The sequence below is a fragment of the Candidatus Mycoplasma haematohominis genome, assembly GCF_902712995.1.
Taxonomy (GTDB): Bacteria; Bacillota_I; Bacilli_A; order Mycoplasmatales; family Mycoplasmoidaceae; genus Eperythrozoon_B; species Eperythrozoon_B haematohominis.
In genome coordinates, this window is record NZ_CACTIB010000021.1 from 68,528 (window position 1) to 81,267 (window position 12,740).

A 12,740-nucleotide genomic window follows, 5' to 3' on the forward strand; every position below is an offset into this window, starting at 1 on the left:
TTTATGTCAACTCAAGCATTAGGTGCTGCAGCTGCTGGAACAGCAATACTGGGAGGCGGAGGAGCAACTATTGCATACGCAGCAGGTGCTTTTGATCCTAAAGCAGGGGAACAAAAACAGGAAAAGAGCACTTACAAAACTTTGGCTGAGACTGATCCATTTATTTTTAATAAAGAATATGTAGGAGGTGATGAGAATGCAATTAAGGCGCTTTTAGAAAAAAAAGATGACACTTCTTACAAGACAACTTTGAAGAGCACTCATTGAGAAAAAATGGAAGAAAAAGATATTCTTTTAGGTGATAAGCCTACAAAAACTAAAGCAAGTGAATTTGATAATGATAGTAAGAATGATGAAATTTCAAAATATGTATCTGTTTGATGTCAAGCAGTTTCTGCAAAAGAATTGAAAGCAATTCCTGAAAGCAGGGAGGAAGATCATGGTAAATGAGAAGCATTTAAATTTGTTTGTTTCAAGGAAAAAACCGGAAAGTAATTCATGTCAACTCAAGCATTAGGCGCTGCAGCTGCTGGAACAGCAATAGTTGGAGGCGGAGGAACTTTAGCTGCTTATGCAGCAGGTGCATTTGGATCTTCGAGCGAGCTTTATTATTGAATGAAATCTAAAAATTTATTGGATAAGTACATTGGAGGAGATTTAACGAGAATAGAAGAAAAGATAAAGAATGGAGGGAATAGTACTAATAGCGGCTATAAGAAGAATTTGAATGACAATTGAGATGAAATGAAAAAAGAGGATTTTCCAGAAGGATCTAGACCTGAAAGGCCAGATAAAAACAAAATAGCTAATGCTGGTCAAACATCAGATACTGATTCTAATGATCTAAAAGATATTGCTAATTTTGTAAATAAATGATGTGAATTAAGGCTTGGAAAAGGTACAGTTAAATTTAAGGAAAATACAAATCCTAAAGAATATGATGAAGGAAAATTAACAGATCCTAAAGATGATGTGGATAAGAAATGAAAAGCGTTTAGGGAGGTTTGTGTAGCTGATAGTTAATATTATGTCAACACAAGCTGTAGCAGGCGCAGCTGCCGGAGTAGCAGTTTTAGGAGGCGGAGGCACTCTTTCAGCCTATGCTGCAGGCGCATTCGATCCAAAAGTTAAAGAAAAGAAACAAGAGACAAACACTTATAAGTCATTGGTTGAATCAGATACATCTAAAGAATATATAGGGGATAATGAAGATGAAATTAAGACACTTTGGGACAATGCAGGAAGCAATTATAAAACCAATTTGAAAGTTACTCATTGAGACAATATGCAGAAAGAAGATATTTTGATAAGTGACAAACCGGAAAAAACAGACAAGAGTCAATTTGATGTTTCAAACAAAAAAGATGTAATCGCAAAATATGTCTCCGCTTGGTGTCAAGCAGTTTCTAAGAAAGAATTGCAAGCGGTTCCAGCAAGCGGTTCCAGCAAGCGGTTCCAGCAAGCGGTTCAGAAGGTCATGGCAAATGAGAGGCATTTAAATTTGCTTGTTTCAAACAAAAAACCGGAGGGTAATTTATGTCAACTCAAGCAATAGGAGCTGCAGCAGCAGGAACAGCAATAGTTGGAGGCGGAGGAGCAACTATTGCGTACGCTGCTGGCGCATTTGATCCTAAAGTTAAAGAAAGTAAACAAGAAGTAAGTACTTATAAAACATCAGCTGAGAAAGAACTTGAGACAGACAAGGAATATGTAGGGGAAAGTAAAGACAAGATTAAAGCTCTTTTACCAAAAGACACTCAAAAAACTTCTTATCAAACATCATTAGAAGGTGTTTGAGATAAGATGAAAAGTTCTGTAAAAGAACAAACTTCAATCGGAACTCAGCCTCAATCATCGGATATTTCAGATTCAAGTAAAGCGGATTCGGTTGCTGATTATGTAAATAAATGGTGTCTCCACGTATCTAATTTATCTTTATCTGTAGTCCCAACAGCAGCGCCTGATAAGGACAGATGAGATGCGTTTAAAGGAGCTTGTTTTGGAACCAAAGAAGTTGCACAAGCAACAGTTTAATTTATGTCAACTCAAGCAATAGGCTCCGCTATAGCTGGAACAGCAGTAGTAGGCGGAGGAGGAACTTTGGCTGCTTATGCTGCTGGAGCTTTTGATCCTTCTAAGCCAACTTTAAAAGAAGCTACTTTTGAAGATTATGCTAAACATAAATCCTTAAAGTATTTAGGAGAAACAAACAAAGTTCCAGGAATCGCTCCGGATTCAGCAAAAATAAAAAGTAGGTTGGATGATTCTACTAATGGTCAAGTTTACAGAGCTTCTTTTAATAAACATTGAGACAATATGAAAGATGCAGATGTTACTGTCACTCCTAAAAAAACCAGACCTTCTGATCTAAAAACTTCTTTATTTCCTACTTCAGGTTCAGGAAGCAAAGATCAGGAAGTTTCCAATTGAACAGCTGATTGATGTAAATCTATAGGAGTTAAAAAGGTTTTGATTAAAAAAGTTGAAAATGGCAAGGAAAGTTGGAAAGATGATCTTGATGAAGATTCTTCTTGAAAAGCGTTTAAAGATATTTGTTTGGCAGGAAATGCTTAGTAATCTATAAAAGAATTACGCTAGTAGCAAAAAGGGTAAGCATAGATCATAAGAAGTAGTTTTGAGTTTTTATTAAGTAGTTAATATCAGAAGAATTAATTACACCAGTTTGGAATAATCTGTTTAATTGAATATTAAAAAAGAGACTTCTTAGGAAGGTATATTAAGTAGTTTTAAGTTGTTAAAACTAAGTCTTTAAAGAAAAGTGGTTTTTGATTCTTATAATCCTGAGACTTAGATAATGACACCACAAGCAATAGGAGCTGGAGTAGCAGGTACAGCAGTAGTAGGCGGTGGCGGCACTTTAGCTGCTTATGCTGCTGGAGCTTTCGGCAAAGAAACTTATTTAACTCAGGCACAGAAAGATTCGGAGATTAAAGGAAAGAAAGATTACATAGGGGATAACAAAACTGAAATTCAAGCACTTTGAGATGATACAAATTACAAGACTAATTTGAAAAGCGCTCATTGAGATAATATGGATGCACAAGATATTTCAACAAGTAGTAAACCAGAAAAAACAGTTAAGAATCAGGTTGATGATACAAGCAAAAAATCGGAAGTTGCAACCTATGTATCTGCTTGATGTCAAGCAGTTTCTGTTAAAGAATTAGATTCAATTCCTAGAAATGCAACGGAAGACGAAAATAAAGATCACAAAAGATGAGAAGCATTTAAGTTTGCCTGTTTTAAAACGAAAACTGGACATTAATTCATGTCAACTCAAGCAATAGGAGCCGCAGCAGCCGGAACAGCAATATTAGGAGGTGGCGGGGCAACAATTGCATATGCTGCAGGCGCATTTAATGGAGAGATTAAATATAAAAACTTTGATGATTATGTAAGCAGAAGTGGAAAGTATGAATATATTGGTAAACTAGGAGGAGAAACTGAGGATGGCTCTATAAAGAAAAAAGTAGAAGTTTTCTTGAAAAACAGCGACAGTAGTAAGAAGACAGCGTATAAAGACAAATTGAAAAAAAATATAAAAGGGATTAATGAATCGGATGAAGCCAACAATCCAAAACCAACTGATGATGAAATAGATAGAACAATCAGTGGATCGGACAACACCAATGAATTAGAAAAAACTTCTAAGTTTGTTCATAATTGATGTAAGAAAAATAAGGATTTAAAGCCTACACAAAAAGAGGGACAAATTGATTTCAAAGAAACCGAGATAACAAGTCATGATAATTGAGATAGATTCAAAGAGCTGTGTTTAACTGAGGTCGTTAGAACAAACAATGTCTAATTCTTTAGCAGCTGCAGCAGCCGGAACAGCAATATTAGGAGGTGGAGGAGCAACGATTGCATATGCCGCAGGAGCATTTGATGGAAATAAATCATCTACTCCTAAAACTTATGTTGATTTTGATGACTATGTAAAAAATGGGGGCAAATATAAATATATAGGCCAAGGGAATAATGTTGTTGATGCAGATCCTACACAGGGAAAAATTAAGGAATTATTAAGCGATTCTAAGAAAGAAACGTATAAAGAAAATTTAAAGAGGCAATGGGAAGGTATGAATTTGGGTGCAGGTGATAGTACGTACAAACCTTCTGCAACAGAGTTGGAGGATTCTATAGAAGCAGGAAAAGATACTGAAAAAGATAAAGTTTCGCTATTTGTAAACAAGTGATGTATACAAAATAAGAAGCAAAAACCTACATCTACTGGTGCAGAAAAAAGATTTACTGAGCAAGAAATAAAAAATTATTCAGAGTGATCTAAGTTTGAGAAAGCTTGTTTAGAAATAGTTTCTTCAAATCAATAATGACACCACAAGCAGTAGGTTCCGGAATAGCAGGAGCAGCATTATTAGGAGGCGGAGGAACTTTAGCTGCTTATGCAGCTGGAGCATTTGATAAGCCAACATTTGGTAGCTGATCTAAAAAGGATGATTCCACAAAAGACAAAACTTATATAGGGAATAATGAGGCAAAGATTAAAGCACTTTTAGGTAGCACATCTACATATAAAAATTCTTTGAAAGGAGTTTGAGACAATATGGAGGATATACCGAATACAACTCCTGCAAAACCAACAGGAGCGGCAAATACATTATTTGTTGAATCAATGGATGATAACAAAAAGAATAGTGTTTCTGCTTATGTAAGAAAATGGTGTGAGCACACATATAGACAGGAATTAAAAGAGGTTCCTAAACAAGAAAGCGATCTAAATAAAAATAAGTGAGATGCTTTTAAGGACGCTTGTTTTGAGTTAAAACAAGCAAGTAACGCTTAATTCATGTCAACTCAAGCAATAGGAGCAGCAGCTGCCGGAACAGCAATACTAGGAGGCGGAGGCGCAACAATTGCATATGCTGCAGGTGCATTTGATCCAACAACCTATTTTTATAAAGCAAATGAGGATTCAGAATTTAAAAATACTAAGGAATATATAGGAGATAAACCTGATCAGGTCAAGGCTTGATTGATTGACAACACTAAAGAAAAGACTTATAAGGGAAATTTAAAGACTAAATTGGAGAGCGGCATGGATTTGCGTGGTATTAGGGATAAGCCTTCAACAGAAAGAATAAATAAACTTTCAACTCCAAATACTTTAGCTCAAGAGGAAGCAAAAGATATTTATGATTACACTAAAGAATGATGCGAGTTTAAAAAGGGTTTAGCTTACGATAAAGAAAAAAATAATGATGATTTTGAGAATTTCAAAACAGTTTGCTTTGTAAATAAGATACCTAAAGCAACTCAGTAGTTATGACACCACAAGCAATAGGGGCTGGAGTAGCAGGTACAGCAGTAGTTGGCGGAGGAGGCGCGTTGGCAGCTTATGCTGCTGGAGCATTTAATGCTAAATGACAAGAAGCAAGTTTCGAAGATTATGCTAAATATAAAAATTTAAAGTATTTGGGCGAAACAGCAAATGAGATGACAATTCCCCCTGTTGCTTCAAAGATAAAAGAAACATTAGAAAATACTACTAATGGAAAGGGATATAGAGCAAAGTTTAATAGTCATTGAAATAATATGAGAGAACAAGATGCGAAAAAAGAAGGAAATATAAGTAGACCGATTGAAGATAAAGAAGAATTATTTCCTGTTGATAAATCAGGAAGCAAGGATCAAGAGGTAGCTAATTGGACAGCGGTGTGATGTAAATCTGTCGGAAAGAAGAAGGTTCCAGCTAAACAAACACAAGAAGGAAAGGAATTATGAAATCCAGATTTAGATAAGAATCCTGTATGAAAAGCGTTTAAAGATATTTGTTTAGAGGAGAAAATTGTAGTAACGTAATGTCAACTCAAGCAATAGGAGCAGCAGCAGCCGGAACAGCAATATTAGGAGGTGGAGGCGCAACAATTGCATATGCCGCAGGAGCATTTGATGGAAATAAATCATCTACTCCTAAAACTTATGTTGATTTTGATGACTATGTAAAAAATGGAGGCAAATATAAATATATAGGTCAAGGAGATAATGTTGTTGATGCAGATCCTACACAGGAAAAAATTAAAGGATTATTAAGCGGCTCTGAGAAAGAAACTTATAAGGAAAATTTAAAGGGGCAATGGGAAGGTATGAATTTGGGTTCAGAAGATAACACTTCTAGACCTTCTAAAAAGGAATTGGAGGATTCTATACAAGCAGGAAAAGATACTGAAAAAGATAAAGTTTCGTTATTTGTAAACAAGTGATGTATACAAAACAAGAAGCAAAAACCTACATCTACTGGTGCAGAAAAAAGATTTACTGAACAAGAAATGGAAAATTATTCAGAATGATTTAAGTTCGAGAAAGCTTGTTTAGAAACAGTTTCTTCAAATCAATAATGACACCACAAGCAATAGGAGCTGGAGTAGTAGGCACAGCAGTAGTTGGCGGAGGAGGCGCGTTAGCAGCTTATGCCGCTGGAGCATTTGGAGTTAAATATGAAAATTTTTTGGATTATGCCAAGAAGAATGATTATTCCTATTTGATAGGAGATGCGGAAGAAAAACTTAAACAGAAAATAACTAATAGCCCTGACGTTTCAAAAGAAGGTTACAAGAAAATCTTGAAAGATAATTTATCTCTTATTGATGGATCCGAAGATGCACTTGTTGAATCAGATATAACAGACGCTGGAGATAGTACTAAAGATAGCAATAAAAGCAAGCTTAATAAGGTTGTAGGAAAAGTTAAAGCATGATGTGAAGTTAAGAAACTTGAAAGTCCAAGAAAAGACAATGAAATAAATTGATCAGAAGTAGAAGGAAATACGGATTGACAAAATTTCAGAAGTTTGTGCTTAGAATCGCTAACAAATAACAGTTAGTTTATGTCAACTCAAGCAATAGGAGCTGCAGCTGCCGGAACAGCAATACTAGGAGGCGGCGGAGTAACAATTGCATATGCAGCTGGAGCATTTGATCCTAAAGTTAAAGAGAGTAAACAAGTACAGAGCACTTATAAGACATTAGCTGAGGAAGAACTAAAAGAGAGCAAAGAATATGTAGGAGGGAATAAAGAAAAGATTCAAACCCTTCTAACAACAGAATCTAAGAAAACTGCTTATCAAGCAGCTTTGAAGAATGTTTGAGAAAAGATGAGGAACACCGTTACAGATACTTCAGTTGGAACACAACCTATAGAAGCAGATATCTCTGATGGGAATAAAGCAAGTTCGGTTGCTGATTATGTAAATAAGTGGTGTCAGCATGTGTCTAATTTATCTTTATCGGCAGTTCCAACAACAACTCCTGATTTGGATAAATGAAATGCTTTCAAAGAAGTTTGTTTTGTAGAAAAAGCGGCCGCGCCAAATGTTGAAGCTTAACATTATGTCAACTCAAGCAATAGGAGCTGCAGCTGCCGGAACAGCAGTGATCGGAGGCGGAGGAACTTTAGTTGCCTATGCAGCTGGAGCTTTTGATCTAAAGGAAAAAGATTGACAACAAGCGACTTTTGAAGAATATGCTCAGTCTTTAGGTCTTAAATATGTTGGAGTAACTGGAAATACTTCTTTAGGGGAGTTGCCAGATAAGGAGAAAATAAAGAAAAAGATAGAGGATAATTCTAAAGGAGCGCAATATAGAGCAATTCTCAAAAAGCATTGAGGTAATATGGAAAATAAGGATGTTATAGAAGTCAATAAACCAACAAGACCAGAAGAGGAAGAAGGTGTATTATTTCCTTCGGATTCTACAACAAGAACTAAGGATAGTGAGGTTGCGGATTGAACTAAGTCATGGTGTAAAGCGGCAAAAGATATTAGCAACAAAATAAAAAGAGCAAAAGGAGAAGGCTGAGAGTGAAATACTGATTTGTTAAATAAAAACAATAAGTGAAAAGCGTTTGAGGAAGTGTGTTTTGAAACTAAAGAGGGTTAATTTATGTCAACCCAAGCAATAGGAGCTGCAGCAGCAGGAACAGCAATACTAGGAGGTGGCGGAGCAACGATTGCATATGCTGCAGGAGCATTTGATCCTAAAGTTAAAGATCAGCAGCAGACAAGACATAATTACAGGACTTTGGCTGAATCTATGGTAGGTAAACAATACATAGGGGATAAAAAAACTGAAATTCAAACACTTTGAGATAATACAACAAACAATTACAAAACAACTTTAAAGAGCGCTTATTGAGACAATATGGTGATAGAAGATGTTACTGATGCTCAAAAACCAACAAAAACAGATAAGGGTAAATTTGATGACGCAGCCAAAAAAGACGAAATTTTGACTTATGTATCCGTTTGATGTCAGGCAGTTGCTGTTAAAGAATTAAATGCAATTCCTGAAAATGTAACTGGGGGAGAAAATAAAGATCATAAAAGATGGGAAGCATTTAAATTTGCTTGTTTTAAAGCGAAAACTGGACAGTAATTTATGTCAACTCAAGCAGTAGGAGCTGCAGCTGCCGGAACAGCTGTAATTGGAGGAGGAGGAACATTAGCAGCCTATGCTGCAGGTGCATTTGATCCTAAAGTTAAAGAGAGCAAACAAGTACAAAACACTTATAAGACATTAGCAGAAGAGGAGTTAAATGCTAGTAAGGAATATATTGGAGGGAGTAAAGAAAAAATAACTCCACTTTTGTCTGGAAATACTGTCGACGAAACCTATCGAGATACTTTAAGTGGAGTTTGAAGCAAAATGGATGATACTGAATTGAAAACTAAACAAAATCCTGTTTCGAGACCAGATGAAAGTTATGTAAAAGATACAAGTAAATCTGATGATGTTTCAGATTATGCAAATAAGTGATGCGAGCATATATCTGAAAAACAATTAACAAAAATTCCTACTGATGGAAGCGACAAAAATACTTGAGATGCGTTTAAAAGTGCTTGCTTTAACACAAAAAAAATAAGTTAATTAATTTATGTCAACTCAAGCGATAGGCGTCGCTGTAGCAGGAACAGCAGTGATCGGAGGCGGAGGAACTTTAGCTGCTTATGCAGCTGGAGCTTTTGATTCTAAGTATGAAAGTTTTGAGGATTATGTTGATAAAGCTCTTAAAGATAAAAGTCAATATTTAGGGGATTTGTTGAATAAAGATAAAGTTAAGGCAAAATTAAGTGAATCCAATAATGCAACTTATAAGAAAGAGCTTGAGAAAGTAGTTGTGAAGGGAGGGGACAGTAGCGCAATAAAGAAAACAGATATAGACACAGCGTCTAATGATGATGATAAATCAACAAAAATAGCAGCAGAAGCTAAATCTTGATGTGATGATAAGAAAACTAAAAAACCTTCTAATAAAGGAACATGAACAAAAGCAACTATTGAAAAAGATCTAGATTGAGCCCCCTTTTCTGCTGTGTGTTTAGAACCTGTAACTCCTAAAGCTTAATAATTAAAGATAAATTCAGGAGATAATCACTGTTTAAAAGAAGTAATCAATTTTTGAGAAATAAATAAAAGTATCAAAATCAACTCTTAAAAGATAATTATCATGAGGAAAAACTTGTCAATAATTTATTATCTACAGTAGAAGATATAAAAAACTTAATTTATTTTTAAGAAGTTTTATTTATTGAAAGTGATTAACATTTCACGCAAATTTCGAGTTATAAGTTCGATTTAAATAACTAAAGCATAAGTATGGCATCACCAGCAGCAATAGGAGCCGGAGTTGGCGGAGGAGCAGTAGCGGTTGCAGGTACTAGTTATGCTGCATATACTCAGTTAAGACCTTATGATAATTTTCTTGATTATGCCAATAGAAATGGATTGGTTTATATAGGTGAAAATGATGATGAAATAACAACAAAAGTAAAGGCAGATTCAGGAGATGTAAATGGCAATGGATACAGAAAAAATGTAAAAGATGCTTTAGCTTCTGAAACTGGTAGCAATAAACCTACTGATGATGAAATAAATAAAGCGGGAAAAACGGGAGATGAAAATGATAAAGACGGCACTAAATTAACTAAAGTATTATCAGAGGTTAAGAATTGATGCAAAAAAACCAAACTCCTTAAACCTACTAGAACAGAATCACAAGATGTTGATTGGTCATCAATAAATACAAATGCCAATTGAGATAATTTCAAGAAACTTTGTTTAAAGAAATAGTAATTTAGTTATGTCAACTCAGGCAATAGGAGCTGCAGCAGCCGGAACAGCAATACTAGGAGGTGGAGGAACTTTAGCTGCTTATGCAGCAGGAGCTTTTGAAGGAGAAGTTAAATATGCAGATTTTGATGATTATGTGAAAAGAGGAGGAAGGTATAAATACATAGGTCAAGGAGATGATGTAACTGATAATGACCCTACTGAAGGGAAAATTAGAGAATTTTTAAAGGGATCAGATACATCAAACAAGGCAACATATAAGGGAAATTTAAAGTCACAGTTAACAAAAATGAATTTGAACCCGGAGGATAGTCAAACCCCTCGACCTTCTGAGCAAGAAATAGATGACTCAGGAAATACAGAAAAAGATACTGAAACTGGTAAAGTTGCAAAATTTGTAAGCAAGTGATGCATACAAAACAAAAATAAAAAACCTACGTCTGATAATGGAAAGACGAAGTTTGCTGAAAAAGAAATAAAAGCTCATGAAAATTGATCTAAATTTGAAGTGGCTTGTTTGAAAGCAGTTACTTAAACTAAATAATGACACCACAAGCAATAGGAGGTGGAGGAACTTTGGCTGCTTATGCTGCAGGGGCATTCGATAAACCAACTTATTATTCTCAAGCTGTTAAGGATAATGAGACTAAAGATAAAGAATATATAGGGGGAGATATAGAGAAGATAAAAACTGCTTTAGGTGAAACTACAGAACCTAAATATTCAGATACTTTAAAAGGTGTTTGAGATCAAATAACAAGCACAGAAGAGAGTGCAACTCTAAGTAAGCCAACAGAAACTAAAGATACATTGTTTTCAACTTCAATATCTGCCGATAATAAGGAAAAGATAGTCAGTTACACTCTTGCATGATGTGGAAAAACATCTAAAAAAGAACTAGCTACTGTTCCTGAGGGAAACAATAACAACTCCACATGAAACTCCTTTAAAAAAGCTTGTTTTCATAAATCAACCGCAAGCGCTTAATAAATAAACTTATGTCAATTCAAACAATAGGAGCCGCAGTAGCTGGAACAGCAGTAGTGGGAGGAGGCGGAGCTTTAGCAGCTTATGCAGCTGGAGCTTTTGAATCTTATGGAGATTTATATGAGTGAATGGTTAAAAAAAATAAATGGAATGACTATAAAGGAAAAGATATCATCGCGATAAAGAAGAAAATAAAGGAGAGCGAGGGTGTAAGTCAAGAGAATAGTTATAAAAAGTCCTTGAGCGAAAATTGAGATTTAATTAAAGCTGATGGAAATACAGATGATACTCTTAAAAGCGAGATAGATAAAGCAGGAAAACAAGATCAAGATAGTAATTACGAAAAACTTAATCAGATAGTGAATGTTGTTAATGTTTGATGCGAAAAGAAATTAAGAAGTGAAATTAAGTTGCCAAGGAATGAAAATAGGGATTTTGATGAAACTAAGTTAGCTACTCCAAACGATGATTCAGTAGCGAAAACTTGAAAAGCATTTAATGAAATTTGTATTTTTGCAATTAATTAATTAAATATGTCAACACAAGCAATAGGAGCCGCAGCTGCGGGTGCAGCGGTAATAGGTGGTGGCGGTACATTAGCTGCTTATGCTGCAGGAGCATTCGATGCCAAATGAGAAGGAGCTACTTTCGAGGAATATGCAAAGTCTTTAGGAAATCTGAAATATATAGGAGAAACAGGGAATTCGTTTTTAGCAACTCCTCCAGATAAGACCAAAATAACTACAAGAATGCAAGATAGTGGCAAAGGAACAGAATACAAGAATTCTATTAAGAGTAATTGGAATTATATGAAGAAGGATGATGTAAATTCCGAGCAGGATAAAGCTAAGAGGCCAGAAGACCAAGATTTATTTCCATCTGGAACTTGGAGTAAGGAAAATGAAATTGCTGATTGAATTTCTGTTTGATGTGGAGCTATTAGAAATAAAAAAGTAAAAGTGAAAAGAACAAAAGACAATAAAGTGGAGTGAAGAACAGAATTTTTTGAAACCAACAATTCTTGAAAGGCTTTTGAAGCTGTTTGTTTAGAAGCAAAAGACCCTATTTCGGCAGGATAATGTCAACTCAGGCTATAGGAGCTGTAGCAGTAGGAACAGCGGTAGTTGGAGGAGGAGGCACATTAGCTGCTTATGCAGCGGGAGCTTTTAATGGAGAGGCAAAATATGAAAGTTTTGAGGATTATGTTAATAAAGCGCTTAAAAATAAAAAACAATATTCGGCTGATTCTTTAACTAATGAAAAAATAAAGCAAAAATTGAGCACTAATACTTATAAAGAAGAACTTAAAAAGGTAGTTGTAAAGACAGGAGATAGCGATCCAATTACAGCAGAAGATGTAGGGAAAAATCCTCCAGATGATAATAAATTAACAAAAATGGTAGAAAAAGCAAAGGCTTGATGTACTTCAAAAAAACCTAAAAAATCCATTGATGGCGGGAAATGAACAAAAGTAACTATTGAGAAAGATGCAGATTGAGCTCCTTTTGAGGCTGTTTGTTTGGAACCTGTACCTTCAAGCTAGGTGTAATCAGAGTCTCAGTTGTTTGTTAAGTCTTTATAGGAAATAATTTTTAATAACTCAGCAAAGAAGAGTAGATTGAGCAAAACTTTAGGGAATAAATA

At 35.2% G+C, this 12,740-nt stretch carries 24 protein-coding genes; all 24 read left to right on the plus strand.

The genetic code is table 4. From position 1 onward, the window contains the following. Positions 1 to 3 precede the first annotated feature (3 nt). The 24 genes from H6411_RS04145 to H6411_RS04260 all read left to right on the plus strand — a co-directional run bounded on the left by H6411_RS04145 (position 4) and on the right by H6411_RS04260 (position 12,639). Positions 4 to 495: a hypothetical protein gene (locus H6411_RS04145; protein ID WP_216083382.1), complete on the plus strand. Its 492-nt coding sequence runs from the start codon at positions 4 to 6 to the stop codon at positions 493 to 495. A gap of 3 nt (positions 496 to 498) precedes the next feature. Further along, the gene (locus H6411_RS04150; protein WP_216083383.1) at positions 499 to 1,023 is read left to right on the plus strand and encodes a hypothetical protein; all 525 of its coding nucleotides are present in this window, start codon (positions 499 to 501) and stop codon (positions 1,021 to 1,023) included. A 4-nt stretch (positions 1,024 to 1,027) separates the two neighbouring features. Next, on the plus strand, positions 1,028 to 1,555 hold the full coding sequence (locus H6411_RS04155; RefSeq protein WP_216083384.1) for a hypothetical protein: 528 nt from the start codon (positions 1,028 to 1,030) through the stop codon (positions 1,553 to 1,555). Beyond that, entirely contained in the window at positions 1,537 to 2,034 is a 498-nt protein-coding gene (locus H6411_RS04160; protein WP_216083385.1) for a hypothetical protein, read from the plus strand. The genes H6411_RS04155 and H6411_RS04160 overlap by 19 nt, the downstream gene beginning before the upstream one ends. Positions 2,035 to 2,037: 3 nt before the next feature. After that, the gene (locus H6411_RS04165) at positions 2,038 to 2,574 is read left to right on the plus strand and encodes a hypothetical protein (RefSeq protein WP_216083386.1); all 537 of its coding nucleotides are present in this window, start codon (positions 2,038 to 2,040) and stop codon (positions 2,572 to 2,574) included. A gap of 241 nt (positions 2,575 to 2,815) precedes the next feature. Next, entirely contained in the window at positions 2,816 to 3,286 is a 471-nt protein-coding gene (locus tag H6411_RS04170) for a hypothetical protein (protein WP_216083387.1), read from the plus strand. A gap of 3 nt (positions 3,287 to 3,289) precedes the next feature. Then, positions 3,290 to 3,829, plus strand: coding sequence for a hypothetical protein (locus H6411_RS04175; protein ID WP_216083388.1), 540 nt, complete (start codon positions 3,290 to 3,292; stop codon positions 3,827 to 3,829). Then, on the plus strand, positions 3,822 to 4,355 hold the full coding sequence (locus H6411_RS04180; protein ID WP_216083389.1) for a hypothetical protein: 534 nt from the start codon (positions 3,822 to 3,824) through the stop codon (positions 4,353 to 4,355). Before H6411_RS04175 ends, H6411_RS04180 begins: the two co-directional genes overlap by 8 nt. After that, positions 4,355 to 4,828 (plus strand): hypothetical protein, encoded by a 474-nt coding sequence (locus H6411_RS04185; protein ID WP_216083390.1) that lies wholly within the window; start codon positions 4,355 to 4,357, stop codon positions 4,826 to 4,828. Before H6411_RS04180 ends, H6411_RS04185 begins: the two co-directional genes overlap by 1 nt. 3 nt (positions 4,829 to 4,831) lie before the next feature. Next, on the plus strand, positions 4,832 to 5,305 hold the full coding sequence (locus H6411_RS04190; protein ID WP_216083391.1) for a hypothetical protein: 474 nt from the start codon (positions 4,832 to 4,834) through the stop codon (positions 5,303 to 5,305). A gap of 2 nt (positions 5,306 to 5,307) precedes the next feature. Continuing rightward, positions 5,308 to 5,844, plus strand: a complete 537-nt coding sequence (locus H6411_RS04195) for a hypothetical protein (RefSeq protein ID WP_216083392.1) — start codon at positions 5,308 to 5,310, stop codon at positions 5,842 to 5,844. Further along, the gene (locus H6411_RS04200) at positions 5,844 to 6,380 is read left to right on the plus strand and encodes a hypothetical protein (RefSeq protein ID WP_216083393.1); all 537 of its coding nucleotides are present in this window, start codon (positions 5,844 to 5,846) and stop codon (positions 6,378 to 6,380) included. The genes H6411_RS04195 and H6411_RS04200 overlap by 1 nt, the downstream gene beginning before the upstream one ends. Further along, on the plus strand, positions 6,380 to 6,865 hold the full coding sequence (locus tag H6411_RS04205; protein WP_216083394.1) for a hypothetical protein: 486 nt from the start codon (positions 6,380 to 6,382) through the stop codon (positions 6,863 to 6,865). Before H6411_RS04200 ends, H6411_RS04205 begins: the two co-directional genes overlap by 1 nt. A gap of 3 nt (positions 6,866 to 6,868) precedes the next feature. After that, positions 6,869 to 7,366 carry a hypothetical protein gene (locus tag H6411_RS04210; RefSeq protein WP_216083395.1) on the plus strand — a complete coding sequence of 166 codons (498 nt, stop codon included), beginning with the start codon at positions 6,869 to 6,871 and terminating at the stop codon, positions 7,364 to 7,366. 4 nt (positions 7,367 to 7,370) lie between these two features. Next, positions 7,371 to 7,919: a hypothetical protein gene (locus H6411_RS04215; protein ID WP_216083396.1), complete on the plus strand. Its 549-nt coding sequence runs from the start codon at positions 7,371 to 7,373 to the stop codon at positions 7,917 to 7,919. A gap of 3 nt (positions 7,920 to 7,922) precedes the next feature. Beyond that, the gene (locus H6411_RS04220; protein ID WP_216083397.1) at positions 7,923 to 8,414 is read left to right on the plus strand and encodes a hypothetical protein; all 492 of its coding nucleotides are present in this window, start codon (positions 7,923 to 7,925) and stop codon (positions 8,412 to 8,414) included. A gap of 3 nt (positions 8,415 to 8,417) precedes the next feature. After that, the gene (locus tag H6411_RS04225; RefSeq protein WP_216083398.1) at positions 8,418 to 8,906 is read left to right on the plus strand and encodes a hypothetical protein; all 489 of its coding nucleotides are present in this window, start codon (positions 8,418 to 8,420) and stop codon (positions 8,904 to 8,906) included. A 7-nt stretch (positions 8,907 to 8,913) separates the two neighbouring features. Continuing rightward, complete coding sequence (locus H6411_RS04230; protein ID WP_216083399.1) at positions 8,914 to 9,384, plus strand: hypothetical protein; 471 nt, start codon at positions 8,914 to 8,916, stop codon at positions 9,382 to 9,384. Between the two features lie 251 nt (positions 9,385 to 9,635). Further along, positions 9,636 to 10,109 carry a hypothetical protein gene (locus H6411_RS04235; protein WP_216083400.1) on the plus strand — a complete coding sequence of 158 codons (474 nt, stop codon included), beginning with the start codon at positions 9,636 to 9,638 and terminating at the stop codon, positions 10,107 to 10,109. A gap of 10 nt (positions 10,110 to 10,119) precedes the next feature. Further along, positions 10,120 to 10,644: a hypothetical protein gene (locus H6411_RS04240; protein ID WP_216083401.1), complete on the plus strand. Its 525-nt coding sequence runs from the start codon at positions 10,120 to 10,122 to the stop codon at positions 10,642 to 10,644. Positions 10,645 to 10,652: 8 nt separating this feature from the next. Beyond that, entirely contained in the window at positions 10,653 to 11,096 is a 444-nt protein-coding gene (locus tag H6411_RS04245) for a hypothetical protein (protein WP_216083402.1), read from the plus strand. Positions 11,097 to 11,107: 11 nt separating this feature from the next. Next, positions 11,108 to 11,623 (plus strand): hypothetical protein, encoded by a 516-nt coding sequence (locus H6411_RS04250; RefSeq protein ID WP_216083403.1) that lies wholly within the window; start codon positions 11,108 to 11,110, stop codon positions 11,621 to 11,623. Positions 11,624 to 11,629: 6 nt separating this feature from the next. Then, positions 11,630 to 12,175 (plus strand): hypothetical protein, encoded by a 546-nt coding sequence (locus H6411_RS04255; RefSeq protein ID WP_216083404.1) that lies wholly within the window; start codon positions 11,630 to 11,632, stop codon positions 12,173 to 12,175. Further along, positions 12,175 to 12,639: a hypothetical protein gene (locus tag H6411_RS04260; RefSeq protein ID WP_216083405.1), complete on the plus strand. Its 465-nt coding sequence runs from the start codon at positions 12,175 to 12,177 to the stop codon at positions 12,637 to 12,639. Before H6411_RS04255 ends, H6411_RS04260 begins: the two co-directional genes overlap by 1 nt. The last annotated feature ends 101 nt before the right edge of the window (positions 12,640 to 12,740 follow it).